This window comes from Azorhizobium doebereinerae UFLA1-100, assembly GCF_000473085.1.
Taxonomy (GTDB): domain Bacteria; phylum Pseudomonadota; class Alphaproteobacteria; order Rhizobiales; family Xanthobacteraceae; genus Azorhizobium; species Azorhizobium doebereinerae.
The window spans coordinates 387,291-406,626 of sequence record NZ_AXBA01000001.1 but is presented as its reverse complement, the minus strand read 5'-3'; the positions used below and the strand labels follow the sequence as shown (position 1 = coordinate 406,626).

Below are 19,336 nucleotides of genomic sequence, written 5' to 3'. Positions count from 1 at the left end.
GAACATCGAATACGCTGGATCGCCGCCTCGTGCGGATGTGGAAGCGTATCGTCGCGCGCGCGCGCAGTTGGCCGGGCACCTGGGTGTGAGCGACGCGCTGAGCGTTGAACAGCTGCGGCAATTGGCCGACACGCCTCCTGGCCAGTGTCGGGAGATTGGCGTCCGTGGGCCTTCCACTGCAACTCTGCCGTCGTCTCGATCGCGCGACTAACCCTCCGGTTCGGGTCCGCCGACGCCCCCCGGCTCTCACGCCGGCGGGTGGAGGTACGGCGCCAGCAGGGCGTCGAGGTCGCCGCCGTCGCACAGCAGGCCGCGGATGCCGGCGGCTTCGCCCGCCGCCACGTCGCTGTCCTTGTCGCCCACCATCAGGCTCGCCTCGCGCCGCACCGGCCAGTGCGCCATGAGGTCGGTCAGCATGCCGGGCGCCGGCTTGCGCCAGCCGGTGGCGGCACGGTAGCGCGCCTCCAGCGCCTCGGGATGGTCGGCGGCGTAGCGGATGTCGTCCAGATGGGCGCCTTGCGCCCGCAGCAAATCGTGCAGGGCTGCATTGCAGGCGATGACGTCCGCCTCGGCATAATAGCCGCGCCCGACGCCGGACTGGTTGGTGACCAGGAACACCGACCAGCCGAGATCGTTGGCCCGCTTCACCGCCGCCGTGGCGCCGGGCAGCAGCACCAGCCGGGTGGGGTCGCTCACATAGCCATAGTCGGCGTTCAGCGTGCCGTCGCGGTCGAGGAACAGGGCCGGGCGCGGCGGGCGGGCCGGGGTGCCGGCGTGGACGGGCCGCACGGCATCCGCCGGCAGGCGCCACAGCGCGGTGCGGGCGTCGGCGGCGAGCCCGCGCAGGAGAGCGGGCAGGTCGGCGCCCGGCGGCAGGGCGTCGCGCCCCAGCAGGGCCAGCCCGGCGGGAGCCGCCGCACTCGCGCCGGCGACGGCCAGGGCATGGCCGCCCGGCGGGGCACGCAGCGCCAGCTCCAGCCAGTTGGCCTCGACCACCTGGCCTGGATCCACCAGCAGAAAGACCGGCTCCAGCAGCGGAGCGACCCGCGCCAGGGCATCGCCGGTGGCTGCCGCTACCGGCGCGAACTGGACCACCGGCGCGAACTGGACCTGGGGCAGGTGGGGCAAAGGCGGCAAGGCGGCGGCGATCGCCTCGGCCCGGTGGGCGAGGGCGGCGGGCACCGGCACCAGCAGGTGGCGGAAGCCGAAGCGGGCGGCGTCGGTCAGCGCCCGGGCAAGCCCCGCCGCATCCTCATGGGCGAACCCCCAGGGGATGACCGCCTGCATCGGCGCCGGGGCGCCGCCCATGGCCTCAGGCCCCCGGCGGCTGGAACAGGGTCGCTTCCACCAGCTCGCAGATGATGTGGGCCGCCGTCATGTGCACCTGCTGGATCAGCGGCGTGGAGGCGGACGGGGCATTCAGCACGAAGTCGGCCAGCGGGCCGAGGTCGCGCGGGTCCTCGCCGGTAAAGGCGACCGTGGTGGCGCCGCGGGTGCGGGCGGCCTCCAGCGCCTTCACCACGTTGGGCGAGCGGCCGGAGGTGGAGATGCCCACCACCACGTCGCCGGGCGTGGCGAGGCCGAGCACCTGGCGGGCGAAGATCTGGTCATAGGCATAGTCGTTGCCGATGGCGGTGATGACCGAGGAATCGACCGTCAGCGCCAGGGCCGGCAGCGGCGCCCGGTCGAAGCGGAAGCGGCAGAGCAGTTCGCCGGCGATGTGCTGGGCGTCTCCGGCGCTGCCGCCATTGCCGCAGATCAGGATCTTGTGGCCGGCGGCGAGGCGCTCGGTCCACAGCCGGGCGATGGCCTCGGTGCGGGCGACGAAGTCCGGGCTCGCCAGCGCCTTGTCCAGCGTGTCGCGTGACAGGGTGTAGTAATCGCGAATTTGCGGGGCGAAAGGGGAGGCGTCGTGGCTCACGGGGGTCTCTTTCAGCACGCGGCCCCGGCGGCGCCCGCCGCCGGGTGAGGATCAGCGCCGCCAGGATGGCCCCCGGGCAGGGCGGGAGAAAGGCGGCCGGCTCAGCCCCCGGCGGCCAGGTTGCCGAGATAGATGCCGTAGTCCGACTTCTTCTGCGCTTCCGCCATGGCCGAGAGCTGGGCGCGGTCGATGAAGCCGGCGCGGTAGGCCACCTCCTCCGGAGAGGAGATGCGAAGCCCTTGTCGCTGTTCGAGAATCTGCACGAACTGGGCGGCCTCCACCAGCGAGGCGGGGGTGCCGGTGTCGAGCCAGGCGAAGCCCCGGCCCATGATGCTCACCTGCAGCTCGCCCAGTTCCAGATAGGCCTTGTTCACGTCCGTGATCTCGATCTCCCCGCGCGGGGAGGGGGCGAGGTTGGCGGCGATGTCGACCACCCGGTTGTCGTAGAAATAGAGCCCGGTGACCGCCAGATTCGACTTGGCCTTCAAGGGCTTCTCTTCCAGCGACAGCACCTTGCCGCTCTCGTCCATCTCCACCACGCCATAGCGCTCGGGGTCCTTGACCGGATAGCCGAAGACGGTCGCCCCAGTCTCGCGCTGCTGGGCGCCCTGGAGCAGCTCCGGCAGGCCGTGGCCGAAGAACAGGTTGTCGCCCAGCACCAGCGCGACCTTGTCGTTGCCGATGAACTCCCGGCCGACGATGAAGGCGTCCGCGAGGCCCCGCGGGGAAGCTTGCACGGCGTAGGAGATGTTGAGGCCGAACTGGCTGCCGTCCTTCAGGAGCTTCTGGAACAGCTCGGAATCGTGCGGCGTGGTGATGATCAGGATGTCCCGGATGCCCGCCATCATCAGCGTGCACAAGGGGTAGTAGATCATCGGCTTGTCGTAGACCGGCAGCAGCTGCTTGGAGACGACGAGGGTGATGGGATGGAGCCGGGTGCCGGAACCTCCGGCGAGGATGATGCCTTTCACGGGGCCTCCACGGGAATGGGGGTGAGCAGAGCGTCGACCACCTCGGCCGTGCGCTGCTGCCAGGGCGCGGCCTTGAAGCCGAACGTCCGCTCGAACAACTGGGAATTCAATTCGGAATTGGCCGGGCGCCGGGCGGGGGTCGGATAGTCCGCCGTGGTGATGGGGGCGACTTCCGGGGTGCGGCCGGTGTGCCGGGCGGCGCGGGCGATGATCTCCTGGGCGAAGCCGTGCCAGGTGGTCACGCCGCGGCCGGCCAGATGATAGGTGCCCCAGCGGGCGGCCCCAGTCACCGCGGGCGCGGCGGCGGCCAGGATGCCTTCGGCGATGTCGCGGGTGGCGGTCGGGCAGCCGCGCTGGTCGGCGACGATGGTCAGCCGGTCGCGGTCGCCGGCAAGGCGCAGCATGGTCTTGAGGAAGTTGGCGCCGTGGACGCCATAGACCCAGGAGGTGCGCAGGATCAGGTGCCGCTCGCCCGCCGCCCGGATGGCGGCCTCGCCGGCGGCCTTGGTGCGGCCGTAGACGCCGAGCGGGGCGATGGGATCGCTCTCCGCATAGGCGCCGGCCTTGGTGCCGTCGAAGACATAGTCGGTGGAGATGTGGATCAAAGGCGTGCGGTAGCGGGCGCAGCGCTCGGCGATCAGGCCGGGGGCGCCGGCATTGACGCGGGCTGCGAGGTCCGGCTCGCTCTCGGCCTTGTCCACGGCGGTATAGGCGGCGGCATTCACCACCACGTCCGGCCGGTTGGCCTCCAGCGCGCGGGCCACGGCGGCGGGGTCGGTGATGTCCACCGCGGCGCGGTTGAGGCCGCGCAGGTCGAGGCCGCGCTCGGCGGCGAGCGCGGTCAGTTCGCGGCCGAGCTGGCCGTCGGCGCCGAACAGCAGGATGCGCATCAGGAGGCGAGCCCCAGGCGCTGGCCGGCATAGCGGTTGCGCAGCGGCTCCCACCAGCCGCGATTGTCGAGATACCAGTGCACGGTCTTGCGCAGGCCGGTCTCGAACGTCTCGCGGGCGGTCCAGCCCAGTTCGGCGGTGAGCTTGCTGGCGTCGATGGCATAGCGCGCATCGTGGCCGGGCCGGTCGGTGACGAAATGGATCAGGCTCTCGCGCTTGCCGATCTTCGCGTCGGGCGTGATCTCGTCGAGGATGGCGCAGATGGTGCGCACCACGTCGATGTTCCGCCGCTCGTTGAGGCCGCCCACGTTGTAGCTCTCGCCCGGCTTGCCGGTGGTGGCGATCAGCGCCAGCGCCTCGGCATGGTCTTCCACATAGAGCCAGTCGCGCACATTCTCGCCGGTGCCGTAGACCGGCAGCTGGAGGCCATCCAGCGCGTTGAGGATGGTCAGCGGGATGAGCTTCTCGGGGAAGTGGTAGGGGCCGTAATTGTTCGAGCAGTTGGAGAGGACGGTGGGCAGGCCATAGGTGTGGTGCCAGGCCCGCACCAGATGGTCGGAGGCCGCTTTCGAGGCCGAATAGGGCGAGTTCGGCTGGTAGGGCGTGTCCTCGCGGAACAGGCCCTCGGCCCCGAGGCTGCCGAACACCTCGTCGGTGGAGATGTGGTGGAAGCGGAAGCCGGCCTGCTCCCCGCCGGGCAGCGCGCGCCAATAGCGCAGCACTTCCTGGAGCAGCACGTAGGTGCCGTTGATGTTGGTGGTGATGAAGGCGCCGGGGCCGTCGATGGAACGGTCCACGTGGGATTCCGCCGCCAGATGCATCACCAGGTCGGGCTTGAAGCCGTCGAGCGCCGTGCGCACCGCTTCGGGGTCGCAGATGTCGGCCTTGACGAAGCTGTAGTTCGGATGGTCGGCCACCGGCGCCAGGGAGGCGAGGTTGCCGGCATAGGTCAGCTTGTCGAAGTTCAGCACCTTGGCGCCGGTGCCGATCAGATAGCGCACCACCGCCGAGCCGATGAAGCCGGCGCCGCCGGTGACGAGAATACGTTGCGCCATGGATGCCACCTCAGGAATAGACGAACGGGCTGTCGAGGTCCTTGAGGCGCGGCAGCTCCGCGTCCTTGTCCGAGACCACGGCCTCCTTGGTCGGCCAGGTGATGGCGAGGTCCGGATCGTTCCAGATGATCCCGCCTTCGCTGACCTTGGAATAGGCGCCGTCCACCTTATAGAGGACCTTCACGTCCGGCGTGAGGGTGCAGAAGGCGTGGGCGAAGCCGTGCGGGATCAGGAGCTGCTCGCCGTGCTCGGCGGTCAGCGTTGCGCCGACCCATTTGCCGAAGGTGGGCGAGCCCTTGCGGATGTCCACCGCCACGTCGAACACCGCGCCCTGGATCACCCGCACCAGCTTGGCCTGGGCGAAGGGCGGGGCCTGGAAGTGCAGGCCCCGGATGGTCCCCGGCGTGGTGGAGAGGGATTCGTTGTCCTGGATGAAGGTCAAGTCGAGCCCGGCCGCGTCGAATGCCGACTTCTTGTAGGTCTCGCTGAAATAGCCGCGGGAATCCTGGAAGCGGGGCGGGGTGATGAGCACGACCTCGGGGATGTCGAGGCGGGTGATCGATGTCATGTCTACTTGCGTCTCCGCCGGCTCCGGTGCGGCAGGCTCCCAGCCGCCGCGGGTGTCATGGTGGGATGTCTTTAGCGCCAAGCGGCCGGTCTGTCTAAACCCGGCTGTAGACGTCCTCGATGCGCACGATGTCGTCCTCGCCCAGATAGGAGCCGGTCTGCACCTCGATCAGCTCGAGCGGAATGCGGCCGGGATTGGCGAGGCGATGGATGCTGCCGAACGGCAGATAGGTGGATTCGTTCTCGTTCATGGTGAAGACGTTGTCGCCGAGGGTGACCTCGGCCGTGCCCTTCACCACCACCCAGTGCTCGGCCCGGTGGTAGTGCTTCTGCAGCGACAGCTTGCCGCCGGGATTGACCACGATCTTCTTCACGTGGAAGCGTTCGCCCCGGCAGATGGTCTGGTAGGTGCCCCAGGGCCGGTGCATCTTCAGGTGCTCGTCCACCTGCTGCGGATGGGTGGCGCGCAGCGTCGCCACCAGCGTCTTCACGTCCTGGCTGCGCTCGGCGGGCATGACCAGGATGGCATCGTCGGTGGCGACCACCGCGATGCCCTCCAGCCCGATGCCGGCCACCAGCGTGCCGTCGGAATAGACGTAGGAATTGTGGCTGTCGACCAGCGTCACCGGGCCGCGGACGACGTTGCCCTCGCCGTCCACCGGGGTGACCGCGCGGACCGAATCCCAGGCGCCGATGTCGGACCAGCCGAAATCGCCCGCCACCACGGCGGCGTGCTGGGTGCGCTCCATGATGGCGAAATCGATGGACTGGGCCGGAGCGCCGGCGAAAGCGTCGGCGCCGAGGGTGATGAAGCCCTGGTCCTCGCGGGCCGTTGCCACCGCCTGCTCGGCGTGGGTGGTCATCTGCGGCACGAATTCCGCGCCTTCGGCCAGCAACTGCTCGGCCCGGAACAGGAAGTTGCCGGAATTCCAGAGATAGCCGTCCGCCACGTAGCGGCTCGCCGTCTCGGCGTTCGGCTTCTCCACGAACCGCGCCACCCGGAAGGCGGCCTCGCCCAGGCCGTCGCCGAGCTTGATGTAGCCGTAGGCGGTGCTGGGCGCGCTCGGCTTGATGCCGAAGGTGACGATCTGCCCCGTCACCGCCACGGCCGCGGCGGCGCGTACGCTGGCCAGGAAAGCGGCGGGGTCCTTCACCACATGGTCGGCGGCCAGCGCCAGCACCAGCGCATCCTTGCCGTAGCGCTCGCGCACATAGGCGGCGGCGGCGAGCAGCGCCGGACCGCTGTCACGGGCCACCGGCTCCAGCACCACGGTGGGGTCGATGCCGATCTCGGCCGCCTGGCGGCGGGCGAAGAAGCGGAAGTCGGCATTGGTGAGGACGACCGGGGCGTGGAACAGCTCCGGGGCAGCGACCCGCAGGAGGGTGTCCTGGTAGAGCGTGTTCTCGGACACCAGCGACAGGAACTGCTTGGGCAGACATTGGCGTGACAGGGGCCAGAGGCGCGTGCCCGTGCCGCCCGCCAGAATCACGGGAACGATCTTCAGGTCCGCCGGCATTCCTGTCCCTCTCACGTCAGTGCAGCTTCTGGTCGCATATCGCACGCGGGGCGTCCACCCGCGCGCGCCGATGTACGCGGCCTCTTAAGGAGCCTCGGCTTCAAGCGCAAATTCGCAGGTGATGCAAACGGCATTGCGGCCGGGCGTCAGCCAGCCTTCGCGCAGCGCGCCGCTCAGGCCGACGATGGCGATCTTCAGGCGCGCCTCCAGCCGCCCGTCGGCGTCCGGCGCCACGTGGCCGTCGAGGACGAGGAACTCGGTTGCCGGATCCTCCAGCGTCTCCGCATCGTCGAACACCGCGCCGATCAGGCTGCCCAGGCTGCCGCGCACCCGTGCGCGGGTGACGCCGTGGCTGCGGCACAGCTCCTCCAGCGCCGCGCCCACCTCGATATTGGGCCTCAGGCGGGCCAGCAGGAGCGGGCCTGCCGGGGGCGGGGCAGATGGGCCCTCCGTCTCGGGCGTGAACAGCGTGAAGTTGGTCTCGGCATCGGGGCGGGCGACGATGCGGGCATCGCGCGTGCCCCAGGCCCTGGCGGCGATCGGCCGGGCGATGCGGGTCTCCAGCGGCAGGATGTGCCCGCCGGCCCGCACCCCGTCCGCGGTGCGCCAGATGGCGTGGCAATGGGTGAAGGGGGCGCCGTCGCGGCTGCCGAAGGTGACGTTGGCCTGCTCGATCTCCACCTCGCCCGGCGGCGAATATGTCCGGCTGTACCAGGCTGCATGGTCCGGGTCGGGGGAGGGGGCGGGCATCACGTAGTGGAACGGCGCGAGGGCACCGTCGGAGAAGCTCACGGTCGCGGCCGTCAGTCCCGCCGCCTGCAACGGCCGGGCGATGGCCTCGTTCAGGGTGAGCCCGGCTTCGAGGACGAAATCCAGCGTCACCAGGGGGGCGGCGAGGCTTTCGATCCGATGCGCGGCCGGCGGCCCCGGCTGCTGCAATGCCCTGATGCCCACGGGACCTCCCCTGATCGCCTGTTCTTGCTTCGGCTGGCGAGGCGAGGCGATCCCGCGTGCCGGGATCGCCTCGCCTTTGTTGCGGGCCAACCCTTAGGTGGCGACCGCCGCCCTGTCCACCACGGCGGCGGTCGTGCGCCGGCTCCACCAGATCCACAGGGCGGACGCCAGCAGCAGGCTGAAGCCGATGGGGCCGTGGGGGGCCGCGTGGCTGACCTGGATCTCCCAGCCGAAGCCGACGAGCAGCAGCAGCGCCGGCCAGGGCGCGCGGGCGGTGAGCGCGAGGGCGAGCGCGGCGGTCACCGCCGCGCCGAACACCGCCCAGGACCCGCCGAGGCTGATGAACGAGCCCATGCCGCCGGTCAGCGGGTCGAGCCAGTCCGTATTCAGGAGCTTGATGGCGCCGGCCGCCTCGTCCGGGGTGAGCGTTCCGGCCGCGCGCATGGTCTCGATATTGAGGATGGAACGGCCCAGCCCGATGCCGCCGATGGAATCGAGCGCCGTATAGAGCACCATGAAGACGAAGGTGAGCGCCCGCGACAGCCAGGCCAGCGATCCGGCGATGCCGCCGTCGATGTCGTCCATGAGGCCCCACAGGCCGATCGAGACGAGGCCGATGAGGGGAAGCTGGATCATGTGCAGCGTCACCCACCACTGCGGGCCGAAATAGGCCAGTGCCTGGAAGGCGGGATCATAGGGCTGGGACGTGCACAGATAGGCGAACATGCCCGGATCGCGGGTGAAGTTGGCGGGATGGAACAGTTCCATGCCCACCAGCACCAGCGGCGCGACAATGAGGCCGAGCCAGAACAATATCGTCTTCGCCAGTCGGTTCGTCACGGCACGCCCCCCTTTGCCTGTTGACCCGGCCGCATCTTATCCAGCCGCGCTCCGCCGCCAAGCGCCCTGGCGGCGGTAAAACATAGCCTGCGATTGAAAGCCGGGGGCGGCGTCCGTTCAATGCATCTTTATTGTGCACTTGCGCCCTGGGCTGTGCCATGTTCCTAACGTCATGGTGGAACGCGTGGGATGGGGACGGCGCTCCGATCGGCATCGTCCGGGGTGGCGCACTTCTTGCCTGCGCCCTGCGGGAGCGCCGCAGGATCCTTGCGCCGTGCGCCGGACCATAGCCAGGCCCGCAGGCTTCGCCGGCGGGACAAAGACAATGGGGACTTCTATGAAAAAGCTTCTGATCGCCGCCAGCCTGGCGCTGCTGGCGGGCACCGTCGCAGCCTCCGCCGACGTGCTGGACAAGATCAAGGAAAAGGGCGTGCTGACCGTCGGCGTGAAGGCCGACTACAAGCCGTTCGGCTTCCGCGATCCGTCGGGCGCCATCGTCGGCATCGAGCCGGACCTGGCGGCCGACGTGGCCAAGCGCCTGGGCGTGAAGCTCGAACTGGTCCCGGTCGTCTCCGCGAACCGCATCGAGTTCCTGCAGCAGGGCAAGATCGACCTGATGATCGCGACGATGTCGGATAAGCCCGAGCGCCGCAAGGTCGTGCTGGCCATCGACCCGCCCTATTATTCCGACGCCGTGAACATCCTTCTGTCCAAGAAGGTGAAGAACGTCACCAAGTGGGAAGACCTGAAGGGCAAGGTGCTCTGCGGCACCTCGGGTGCCTGGTACAACAAGGACGTCTCCACCAAGTACGGCGCCGAGGTGAAGGCGTTCGACGGGTCCGAGAAGCCGCTGTTCGCGCTGAAGGGCGGCGAATGCATCGGCTACCTCTATGACCAGACCTTCGTGCAGGGCAAGCTGCTCGATGCCGAGTGGAACACCGACTTCGCCATGCCCCTGCCGGGCGTGATGGAGGCTCCCTGGATCCTGGCGGTCGCTCCGGGCGAGGACAAGTTCGCCAAGTTCATGACCGACACCACGATCGACTGGATGAAGACCGGCTTCGTGGTCAATGAGGAGAAGAAGTGGGGCATCGAGCCCACCGACTACTCCAAGCGCATGCACGAAGAGCACAAGAAGGGCAGCTGAGCCCTTGGGCGCGCCGCCTGCGGGCGGCGCGCCGTTCCCGTCGCGGCTCCGGTAAGGCGCCAGCCTGCTCCCGCGTGCCGGGTCTGCGCTTCGCGCGGCCGCCGACGGCGAGCACGACGCCCCGTCGTCGGGCGGGCCGGGCGGGGATATTGGGTTCTCCGCGTTCTGTTCCTGCCGATGCCGGCGGCTTTGCCGGCTTCATTCCTGTTTTCTCTCGCTCGACTGGCCTGATCGTATGGATCTCGTCGCGGATTGGTTCCGCCACCTCTACGATACCACCGGCATCAACCTGACGATCGTCTACGACCCCTATGACCGGCAGCGTTTCCTGTCCGGCCTCGGCATGACGATCTATCTCTCCGTGGTCTCGATCATCATCTCCACCATCATCGGTGCGATCGGCGCCTGGGCGCAGGGCTCGCCGGCCCGGGCGATCCGCGCCTTCGTCAACGGCTTCGTGGTCCTGTTCCGCAACACCCCGCCGCTGGTGCAGATCTTCTTCTTCTACTTCGGCCTCGGACAGATCCTGCCGCGGGTGGAGAATGACGACGGCATGATGGTGCAGATGATCTCCAACGTGCAGTGGGCGATCATCTCGCTGTCGTTGTTCGCCGGCGCCTACAATGTCGAGATCTTCCGCTCCGGCATCGAGGCGGTGCCGCGCACCACCACCGAGGCGGCGGAGGCGCTGGGCTATACCCGGCTCGGGGTCTATCGCCACGTGCTGCTGCCTCTGGCCCTGCGCATCTGTCTGCCGGCGCTGAACAACAACCTCGTGAACCTCTTGAAGACCACCACGCTGGCCTATGCCATCGCCGTGCCCGAGACGCTCTATGTGTCCAAGCAGATCTGGAACGACAGCCAGAACGTGCCGGTGATGATGACGGTGCTGCTGATCGTCTACACCGCCCTCGTGGGCATCCTCGTCTACATCATGAACCGCTGGGAGCGCTTCCTGTCCATTCCTGGCTATGGTCAGGGAGCGGCGCGATGATCCGCGACACGTCCGCGCCCGCAGCGCCCGCCCATCCGCTTCCGGTCCTGCTGCCCTTCCGCCTGACGGCGCCGCAGCGCCGGTTCCCGCCGTTGCGGCTCACCCTGCTGCATGCTCTGGGGATCGTCGGCCTCGGCCTGCTGATCGCCGGTGGCGCCCATGCGCAGGCGGGGGTCAACCAGCTCTCGGCCTTCGGTGTCATCATCAAGTGGTTTCCGCTGCTGATGAGCGGATTCCTGTTCAACATCCTGATCTCGGTGCTGTCCATGGCGCTGGGCACGGTGGCGGGCGTCGGCCTCGGCCTTGCCTCCATCAGCCTGTCCACCCCGCTGCGGCGGATCGCGTGGGGTCTCACGCAGTTCTTCCGCAATGCGCCGTGGCTGGTGCTGCTGTTCTTCGCCATGTTCATGATCCCCTTCGAGTTTCGGATCTTCGGCGTGACCATTCCGTTCCCGGATTGGGTGAAGGCGGTGATCGGCTTCGCCTTGCCGGTGATGGCCAACATGTCGGAGATCGTGCGCGGCGCGGTGGGCTCGCTGCCCAGCGGCCAGTGGGAGGCGGCGGAATCGCTCGCCTTCTCGCGCCGGCAGACCATGTGGATGATTATCCTGCCGCAGTGTCTCAAGCGCATGCTGCCGCCGTGGATGAACCTCTATACGCTGGTCACCATGGCCACCGTGCAGGCCTCCATCGTCGGCGTCACCGAGATGCTGACGCTGATCGCCCAGGTGCATGCCGCCGAGGGAGGGCGACCGGACCTGCTGGCGCCGCTCTACGGCTTCGCCATGCTGTGCTTCTTCATCTACTGCTACCCCATCGAGCTCTGGACCCGTCGCCTGGAGCGGCGCTTCCACCTTCATCAATGATCACGTTTTTCGCGCCGGAGACCTGTCTTGGCCGCTGACCCTTCCGTTTCGCAGAATGAATATGGCTGGACCCCGGACCAGCCCTTGATCCGCCTCGTGGACGTGCACAAAGCCTTCGGCTCGCTGCAGGTGCTGCGCGGCGTGTCGCTGGACGTGCGCAAGGGCGAGGTGATCTGCATCATCGGGCCGTCGGGCTCGGGCAAGTCCACCCTCATCCGCTGCATCAACGCCTTGATCCCGGTGGACAGCGGAACCATCCGCGTCGAGGGCCAGGAGGTGAACGACCCCGACCTCGACAAGCTGGCGCTGCGCCGCAAGGTCGGCATGGTGTTCCAGCAGTACAATCTGTTCCCGCACCGGACCGCGCTGCAGAACGTGATGATGGCGCCGGTCCACGTGCTGAAGCAGAACCGCAAGGAGGTGGAGGTGCGCGCCCGGGCGCTGATGGCCAAGGTGCGCCTGCAGGGCAAGGAGGACGTCTATCCCGGCCAGCTCTCCGGCGGCCAGCAGCAGCGCGTCGCCATCGCCCGCTCGCTCGCCATGCGGCCGGACGTGATGCTGTTCGACGAGGTGACGGCCGCGCTCGATCCGGAGACGGTGAAGGAGGTGCTGGTCACCATCCGCGAGCTGGCGGAGGAGGGCATGACCTGCATCCTCGTGACCCACGAAATGGGTTTTGCCCGCGAGGTGGCGGACCATGTCTATTTCACCGACAAGGGCCTGATCGTCGAGCACGGACCGCCGGCGGACTTCTTCGCCAATCCCAAGGACGAACGCACCAAGGCGTTCCTGGGCCAAGTGCTCTGAAGCCAGCCGGTTGGAACACAAAAAAAGCGCGCCGCTAGGCGCGCTTTTCTTTTGTGAGGCCAAGCCCCGGGCGCTTACTTCACGATGAAGGGCACGCGGGTCGCCGGCGGGGTGTTGCGCGAGCGCTCGGTGCGCACGATGCCGTCGATGACGGTCATGCCGATGCCCGGCAGATCGCCGAGCTGCACGCTCTCCAGCAGGTTCCTGCCGGCCGAGTGCTGGGCGGTGTCCATGATGACGAAGTCCGCCGTGCGTCCCACCTCGATGATCCCGCAGTCCAGCGCCCGCATGCGCGCGGTGTTGCCGGTGGCAAGGCAGAAGGCGACTTCCGCCGGCAGGTCGCCCAGTGAGGACAGCAGCGAAACCATCCGCAGGATGCCCAACGGCTGCACGCCCGAGCCGGCGGGGGCGTCGGTGCCGAGGATGACGCGGTTGAGGTCGCCCATCTCCTTGGCGATGCGCAGGGTGTAGAGGGCGGAGCGCTCATTGCCGTTGTGCACCAGTTCCAGGCCGCGCTTGCAGCCCTCGCAGATGCAGCGGATCTGGCTGTCCGGCAGGGCGGTGTGCCCGCCGTTGATGTGCCCGACCACGTCGGTGTCCGCCTCCAGCACCACGTCCTTGTCGATCAGGCCGGAGCCGGGAATGGAGGGGCCGCCGGTGTGGATGGTGGACTGGATGCCGTACTTGCGCGCCCAGCCGACCATCTTGCGGGCGGTGGGGCCGTCCTTGACGCCGCCGAGGCCGACCTCGCCCAGAAGCTTCACGCCGGCGGCGGCGAGCTCCTTGAAGTCCTCTTCCACCATCTCGTGCTCGATCACCGGCGCGCCGGCATGGATCTTCACGCCGCCGGGGCGAAAGTTGGTGAAGGTGCGCTGGGCGGTGATGGCGAGCGCCTTCAGGCCCACCACGTCGCGCGGGCGGCCGGGATAATGCACTTCGCCGGCCGAGATCATGGTGGTGACGCCGCCGTGCAGGAAGCTGTCGATCCAGTTGAGCTGGCTCTGGCGCGGCGTCCAGTCGCCGGCCACGGGATGCACATGGCTGTCGATGAGCCCAGGCGTCACCGCGGCGCCGTTGGCGTCGATGAGCGTAGTGGCGCCCTCGGTGTCCACGTCCTTCAGGCGGCCGATGGCGGTGATGCGGCTGTTCTCGGCGACGATGGTGTCGGCATCGAGGATCGGCTTCTCAAGGTCGCCGCTGAGCAGCAGGCCGATGTTGCGGATGACGAGCTTGGTCGGGCCGGTGGGGCCGCTCGGGGCGTCGTGGGCCATCTTGGTACTCCGGAAAGCATTGCCGGCGACGCGCGGGCGGTCCCGGCCATTTATTTGTAGGCATATGAAAGCTACGCCCGGACGCGGCGCTTGAGAACCGCGTCCGGGCAAAAATTCTCAACGTTCGGCGAACGCCTTTTCCAGCACGAAGTCGCTGGCCTCGCCGTGGTTGCCTTCCTCGAAGCCGCGGGCCTCGAACATGCCGCGCAGCTCCGTCATCATCTGCGGCGAACCGCAGAGCATGATGCGGTCGCGGGCCTTGTCGAGCGGCGGCAGGCCGATGTCCTCGAACAGCTTGCCGCTCTCGATCAGGTCGGTGACGCGCCCCCGGTTGCGGAACGGCTCGCGGGTCACGGTGGGGTAGTAGATGAGCTTGCTGGAGATCTCCTCGCCGAGGAACTCGTGCTTGGGCAACTGCTCGGTGATGAGCTCGCCATAGGCCAGCTCGGCCACTTCGCGGCAGCCGTGGACCAGCACCACCTTGTCGAAGCGCTCGTAGGTCTCCGGGTCGCGGATGATGGACATGAACGGGGCAAGGCCGGTGCCGGTGCCGAGCAGATAGAGGTTCTCGCCGTCCCGCAGGTTGTCGATCACCAGCGTGCCGGTGGCCTTGCGACCGACGATGATCGGGTCGCCTTCCTTCAGATGCTGGAGGCGGGAGGTGAGGGGACCGTCCGGCACCTTGATGGAGAAGAATTCCAGCGTCTCGTCATAGTTCGGGCTGGCCACCGAATAGGCACGCAGCAGCGGCTTCCCGTCGACCTTGAGGCCGATCATGGTGAACTCGCCGTTGCGGAAGCGGAAGGTGCTGTCGCGGGTGGTGGTGAAGCTGAACAGGCGGTCGGTCCAGTGGTGGACGCTGAGCACGCGCTCTTCCATCAGATTGCTCATGGCAGGCTCGGTCGGTTCGCGTTTGCAGGGATCAGGCGGCGGGGGCGGGAGAGAGCAAGGCGAGCTTGCCGTCCTTGCCCTTCCAGTCGTCGGCATCGTCGGGCGGGGTGCCCTTTTCGGTGATGTTGGGCCATTTGGCGGCATATTCGGCGTTCAGCGCCGCCCATGCCCCGGCGCGGGGATCAGTGTCCGGCAGGATCGCCTCGGCGGGGCATTCCGGCTCGCACACGCCGCAGTCGATGCACTCGTCTGGGTGGATCACCAGCATGTTCTCGCCGGCATAGAAGCAGTCCACCGGGCAGACGGACACGCAGTCCATGTATTTGCAGCGGATGCAGCCATCGGTGACGACATAGGCCATGGAACGGGTCCCGATCCGGTGACGTGCCGAAGCGGCATGTCTCATATTGTTTGTATACAAATGAAAAATAGAAATACCGGTCGCGCCTGTCAATCGGCCAGGATGCCGCGATGTGCGGACATTTTGAGCAGGAATGCGGAGATTACGGGCAGGGACGGGGCCGCCCCCGCGGCTAATGGGTTCCGGGCGCGCTCCGCAGCCGCGCCACTGTGCTCTCCACGCTTTCCCACGCCGGCGCGTCGGGGGCGAACTTGGCGCGGATGTAGCGCACCAGGGCAGCCACCTGCCCGTCGTCCAGGCTGTCGCGGAAGGCCGGCATGTCGCCGAGGTCGCGGGCGGCGGGCGAGGGGATGCCGTCGAGAATCACCCGCACCAGATTGTCCGGCCGCGCCGCATGGACATTGGTGTTGAGCGCCAGCGCCGGGCGCACGCCGAACAGCGTCGGGCCGCTCTCCGAATGGCAGGCGGCGCAGGCGCCCTCATAGAGCTTGCCGCCGAGCGTATCGAGCGGGCGCAGCGCAGCGGTCGCCTGCGCCTGGAGCGTGGCGGCCTTCGTCTCGGGATCGGCCGGAGCGGGGCCGGAGAAGGAGGCGAGATAGACCGCCATGGCGCGGATGTCCGCGTCCGGCAGATGCGCCAGTTCCTGCACCACCGGCGCCATCGGCCCGGCTGCCGTGCCGTGGTGGGGCGAAAAGCCGGTGCGCAGATATGAATACAGCTCGGCCTCCGTCCACGGGATCGGCGCCTTGGACAAGGCGGTCAGCGCGGGTGCCTCCCAGCCGTCCACCATGCCGCCGGCAAGATAAGCCGCGCCGGTCTTTTCCGCGCCCAGGCCATTGCGCGGCGTGTGGCACGCGCCGCAATGGCCGAGCCCCTCCACCAGATAGGCGCCCCGGTTCCATTGCGGCGATCGCGCCGGGTCCGCCACCGCCTGGCCGGTCATGAGGAACAGCATGTTCCAGGCGGCCATCAGCGGGCGGATGTTGAAGGGGAAGGCCATCTTCGCCTCCGGCACCGGGGCGGAGGCGGGCGGTTGCGACATCAGATAGGCGTAGAGCGCCTGGAGGTCGGTGTCGGAGGCTTTGGTGAAGGCGGTGTAGGGAAAGGCGGGGTAGAGGTGGCGCCCGTCCCGCGAGATGCCCTCGCGCATGGCCCGCTCGAAAGCGGCATAGGACCAGCGGCCGATGCCGGTGTCCGAATCCGGCGTCAGATTGGTGGCGTAGACCGTGCCGAAGGGGGTCTCCATGGCCCGCCCGCCGGCGTTGGCGACGCCGCCCGGCACCGTATGGCAGACGGCGCAGTCGCCCAGCGCCGCCAGCTGCTTGCCGCGCGCGATCATCTCCGCCGAGAAGGCCGACGGATCGGGCGGCGCGATGGGCGCGATGGCGCCACGGATCGGCAGGGCGATGGTGGCCATGCCGAGCGCCCCGGCCAGCGCCGCGCCGGCCATGGCGAACCAGGAGCGCTTCTTCTTGTGCGGCTTCGGCTCCGGCGGGGGCGTCTCGCCGGTAAGGGCGGCGCGCACGCGGTCCGGGGTGAACGGCGGCTCGCGGAAGCGCACGCCGGTGGCGTCGAAAATGGCGTTGGCGATGGCCGCCGCGCTGGGCACGGAGGCGCTCTCGCCGCTCCCCAGCGGCGGCTCCTCCGGGCGGGGCATCAGCACCACCTTGATGACCGGCACCTCGGGGAAGGTGAGAATGGGATAGGCGCCCCATTCCCGGCTGGCGACGGCGGTATCGGAGAAGCTCACCTCCTCCTTCAGCGCCCGGCTGGTGGACTGGATGACATTGCCGTGGATCTGATGCTCGATCCCGGCCGGATTGATCATCAGCCCTGAGTCCTGGCCGACCACCACGCGGGTCACGTTCACGTCGCCGGTGGCTTTGTTGACCTCCACCTCCGCCACCCAGGCGGACCAGGCGGCGCCGTAGCCGGGGAATTTGGAGTGCACATAGAGCGCGTAGGCAAAGCCCTGACCGCGCACGATGTCGCCCTCCACCACCTCCTGGCGGGGGCCGGTGCGGTGCTCCCAGCCGGCCTTCTCCGCGACCTCCTTCACCAGGTCCACGGCGCGGGGGTCATGCAGGTGGCGCAGGCGGAACTCCACCGGATCGACGCCGGCGGCGGTGGCGAGCTCGTCCACATAGCTTTCGTGGGCGAAGGAATTGGGCAGCGCCGAGACGCCGCGCAGCCAGGCCGCCCGGACGAGGGGCGCCATGTCGTGCACCACCACCCGCATGTTGTCATAGGCATAGGGGGCGATCGAGGTGCGGTCGCCCATCTCGAAAATGGGATTGTCGGCCGGCACGCGGCCGGTCAACAGCAGCGCCAGCGTGGTGGCGGCGTTGGAGGGATAGCGGGTGGAGAAATCATAGGCCGCCACCGTGCCGTCGGCATTCAGCCCGCCCTTCACCTCCATGAGCTGGGCCGCGCCCTTGGGCTCCCAGGCGTGCTCCTGCTCGCGGGTGAGCTGCACCCGTACCGGCCGCCCCACCGCGCGGGACAATAGGGCCGCGTCCGCGGCCACGTCGTCCGCGCAATTGCGGCCGTAGCAGCCGGCCGCCTCGAAGCGGATGATCTCGATGACGTCTTCCGGCAGGCCCAGCAGCAGGGCGATGTCGGCGCGCAGGGGAAAGGGGTTCTGTGTGCCGGACCACACCGTCACGCCCTGAGCTGTCACATCGGCGACGGCGCAGGAGGGGCCGATGGAGGCATGCATCTGGTAGGGCCACACATAGGTGCGGTCCATGGGATAGGCGGCGGCCGCGCGGGCGGCGTCCACGTCGCCGGTGTCCAGCAGCGTGCGGGTGCGGCTGGGGTTGGCGCGCAGGGCGTTCGGGAGGTCCTTCAGGTCCGGCAAGGGCGGCGCCGGCTTCCAGCGCACCACGAGGCGCCGTGCGGCTTCTGCCGCCTGCTCCTCGCGCTCGGCCACCACGCCGACGAAGTCGCCCATGGTGACCACCGCCACCACGCCGGGGAGGCCGGCGACGGAACTCTCGTCCACCCCGATCAGGCTGTGGCCGATGAAATCGCCGGCATCGACGCCGGCATAAGGCGGGCGCACCACGCGACCGTGCAGCATGCCGGGCACGCGCACGTCATGCACATAAGCGAAGGTGCCGGTGGCCTTGGCCGGAATGTCCACGCGGGGCATGCGCTGGCCGACGATGCGATAATCGGAGACCGGCTTCACCGCCACGGTCTCGGCCAGCATCAGCCGCTCCTGCCGGCCGGCCAGGATGGCGGCATAGGACAGGCCCGCATTGCCGCCGGCGCGGGGATGCACCACACCGTCGGTCACCATGAGGTCGTCGGCGGGAACGTCCAGCGCCTCGGCGGCGAGCGCCACGAGGCGGTGGCGCGCCTGGGCGGCGGCGCGGCGCAGCGGGATGGCGGAGACCTGGATGCTGTCGCTGGCGATGGTGGCGCCCTGGTTGGGCGTGCCGCCGGTATGGCCCAGCACCATCACAACCCGGTCGAGCGGCACGTCCAGCTCTTCCGCCACGATCTGGGCGAGGGCGGTGCGGATGCCGGTGCCGAGATCGACGTGGCCGTTGAAGGCCATGACCGTGCCGGCGTCGTCCACGTAAAGGAAGATGTCCAGCGCCCCCTCGGGCGGCGGCGTGGTGGGCACGAGGCCCTTCACATGCTGTGCCGGACGCAGGATGGCGAGCGTGCCGGTGCGCGCAAGCAGATCCGCTGGGGCAGGCGTCGGCTCGGTCATGGGGCAAGGTCCGTCTCGGCCGCGCCCTGGTCCGGGGCGCCGCCCATCTCCTGCGCGGCGCGCATGACCGCACGGAGGATTTCCACATGCGTCCCGCAGCGGCAGAGGTTGTAGCGCAGGGCGTCGCGCGCCTCGGCCTCGGTGGGCGCGGGGTGGCGCATGAGGAAGGAGGTCGTGGCCATGATCATGCCGTTCAGGCAATAGCCGCACTGGGCCGCCTGCTCGGCGATGAAGGCGACCTGCACCGGGTGCGGCGCCTCCGGCGTGCCGAGCCCTTCCAGCGTGGTCACCGCCCGGCCTTCCGCGCTGCCCAGCGTGACCACGCAGGAGCGCGCGGCGACGCCGTCGAGCAGCACCGTGCAGGCGCCGCATTCGCCCAGCCCGCAGCCGAACTTCGGGCCATTCAGCGCCAGATCGTTGCGCAGGATATAGATGAGCGGCGTTTCACGCGGCAGCGTGAACGTATGGTCCGTTCCATTCACCGTGAGCGTCACCGGATCGGGCATGTCAGGCCCGATCCGGTGACGGCAGACGGCTCCCGCCGCTGCGCGCCTGAGGGC

The 19,336-nt window shown here is 68.8% G+C and carries 18 protein-coding genes; 4 read left to right on the top strand and 14 right to left on the bottom strand.

What is annotated here, in order from left to right; all coding sequences use genetic code 11:
* Window positions 1-246: 246 nt before the first annotated feature.
* The 9 genes from YU1_RS33285 to YU1_RS27400 form a co-directional block, all read right to left on the bottom strand.
* Window positions 247-1,308, bottom strand: coding sequence for a D-glycero-alpha-D-manno-heptose-1,7-bisphosphate 7-phosphatase (locus YU1_RS33285; RefSeq protein ID WP_245263198.1), 1,062 nt, complete (start codon window positions 1,306-1,308; stop codon window positions 247-249).
* Between the two features lie 4 nt (window positions 1,309-1,312).
* The gene (locus tag YU1_RS0101605; protein WP_029002584.1) at window positions 1,313-1,921 is read right to left on the bottom strand and encodes a D-sedoheptulose-7-phosphate isomerase; all 609 of its coding nucleotides are present in this window, start codon (window positions 1,919-1,921) and stop codon (window positions 1,313-1,315) included.
* A gap of 101 nt (window positions 1,922-2,022) precedes the next feature.
* Window positions 2,023-2,892 (bottom strand): glucose-1-phosphate thymidylyltransferase RfbA, encoded by an 870-nt coding sequence (gene rfbA, locus YU1_RS0101600; protein WP_029002583.1) that lies wholly within the window; start codon window positions 2,890-2,892, stop codon window positions 2,023-2,025.
* Window positions 2,889-3,782 carry a dTDP-4-dehydrorhamnose reductase gene (rfbD, locus tag YU1_RS0101595; protein WP_245263197.1) on the bottom strand — a complete coding sequence of 298 codons (894 nt, stop codon included), beginning with the start codon at window positions 3,780-3,782 and terminating at the stop codon, window positions 2,889-2,891. The genes rfbA and rfbD overlap by 4 nt, the downstream gene beginning before the upstream one ends.
* Complete coding sequence (gene rfbB / locus YU1_RS0101590; protein WP_198018789.1) at window positions 3,782-4,837, bottom strand: dTDP-glucose 4,6-dehydratase; 1,056 nt, start codon at window positions 4,835-4,837, stop codon at window positions 3,782-3,784. Before rfbB ends, rfbD begins: the two co-directional genes overlap by 1 nt.
* A gap of 10 nt (window positions 4,838-4,847) precedes the next feature.
* A complete protein-coding gene (gene rfbC, locus YU1_RS0101585) occupies window positions 4,848-5,405 on the bottom strand; it encodes a dTDP-4-dehydrorhamnose 3,5-epimerase (RefSeq protein WP_029002580.1) in 558 nt (185 codons plus the stop codon).
* Window positions 5,406-5,499: 94 nt separating this feature from the next.
* Window positions 5,500-6,921 (bottom strand): mannose-1-phosphate guanylyltransferase/mannose-6-phosphate isomerase, encoded by a 1,422-nt coding sequence (locus YU1_RS0101580; RefSeq protein ID WP_029002579.1) that lies wholly within the window; start codon window positions 6,919-6,921, stop codon window positions 5,500-5,502.
* Window positions 6,922-7,005: 84 nt separating this feature from the next.
* A complete protein-coding gene (locus tag YU1_RS0101575; RefSeq protein WP_245263196.1) occupies window positions 7,006-7,875 on the bottom strand; it encodes a PPC domain-containing DNA-binding protein in 870 nt (289 codons plus the stop codon).
* A gap of 93 nt (window positions 7,876-7,968) precedes the next feature.
* Entirely contained in the window at window positions 7,969-8,715 is a 747-nt protein-coding gene (locus tag YU1_RS27400) for a hypothetical protein (protein WP_051356355.1), read from the bottom strand.
* 337 nt (window positions 8,716-9,052) lie between these two features.
* Between YU1_RS27400 and YU1_RS0101565 the strand changes: the two genes are divergently transcribed.
* The 4 genes from YU1_RS0101565 to YU1_RS0101550 all read left to right on the top strand — a co-directional run bounded on the left by YU1_RS0101565 (window position 9,053) and on the right by YU1_RS0101550 (window position 12,529).
* Window positions 9,053-9,862: a transporter substrate-binding domain-containing protein gene (locus YU1_RS0101565; protein WP_245263195.1), complete on the top strand. Its 810-nt coding sequence runs from the start codon at window positions 9,053-9,055 to the stop codon at window positions 9,860-9,862.
* A gap of 235 nt (window positions 9,863-10,097) precedes the next feature.
* The gene (locus YU1_RS0101560; RefSeq protein ID WP_029002576.1) at window positions 10,098-10,856 is read left to right on the top strand and encodes an amino acid ABC transporter permease; all 759 of its coding nucleotides are present in this window, start codon (window positions 10,098-10,100) and stop codon (window positions 10,854-10,856) included.
* Window positions 10,853-11,722: an amino acid ABC transporter permease gene (locus YU1_RS0101555; protein WP_029002575.1), complete on the top strand. Its 870-nt coding sequence runs from the start codon at window positions 10,853-10,855 to the stop codon at window positions 11,720-11,722. Before YU1_RS0101560 ends, YU1_RS0101555 begins: the two co-directional genes overlap by 4 nt.
* Window positions 11,723-11,749: 27 nt before the next feature.
* Window positions 11,750-12,529, top strand: a complete 780-nt coding sequence (locus YU1_RS0101550; protein WP_029002574.1) for an amino acid ABC transporter ATP-binding protein — start codon at window positions 11,750-11,752, stop codon at window positions 12,527-12,529.
* A gap of 74 nt (window positions 12,530-12,603) precedes the next feature.
* Here the strand turns inward: YU1_RS0101550 and YU1_RS0101545 are convergent, their stop codons facing one another.
* The 5 genes from YU1_RS0101545 to YU1_RS0101525 form a co-directional block, all read right to left on the bottom strand.
* The gene (locus YU1_RS0101545; protein ID WP_029002573.1) at window positions 12,604-13,800 is read right to left on the bottom strand and encodes an amidohydrolase family protein; all 1,197 of its coding nucleotides are present in this window, start codon (window positions 13,798-13,800) and stop codon (window positions 12,604-12,606) included.
* 117 nt (window positions 13,801-13,917) lie between these two features.
* Window positions 13,918-14,691, bottom strand: a complete 774-nt coding sequence (locus YU1_RS0101540) for a ferredoxin--NADP reductase (protein WP_029002572.1) — start codon at window positions 14,689-14,691, stop codon at window positions 13,918-13,920.
* A gap of 31 nt (window positions 14,692-14,722) precedes the next feature.
* Complete coding sequence (fdxA, locus tag YU1_RS0101535; RefSeq protein ID WP_029002571.1) at window positions 14,723-15,052, bottom strand: ferredoxin FdxA; 330 nt, start codon at window positions 15,050-15,052, stop codon at window positions 14,723-14,725.
* Window positions 15,053-15,224: 172 nt separating this feature from the next.
* Window positions 15,225-18,776 (bottom strand): molybdopterin cofactor-binding domain-containing protein, encoded by a 3,552-nt coding sequence (locus YU1_RS0101530; protein ID WP_035713188.1) that lies wholly within the window; start codon window positions 18,774-18,776, stop codon window positions 15,225-15,227.
* A complete protein-coding gene (locus YU1_RS0101525) occupies window positions 18,773-19,282 on the bottom strand; it encodes a (2Fe-2S)-binding protein (RefSeq protein WP_029002569.1) in 510 nt (169 codons plus the stop codon). Before YU1_RS0101525 ends, YU1_RS0101530 begins: the two co-directional genes overlap by 4 nt.
* Window positions 19,283-19,336 lie beyond the last annotated feature (54 nt).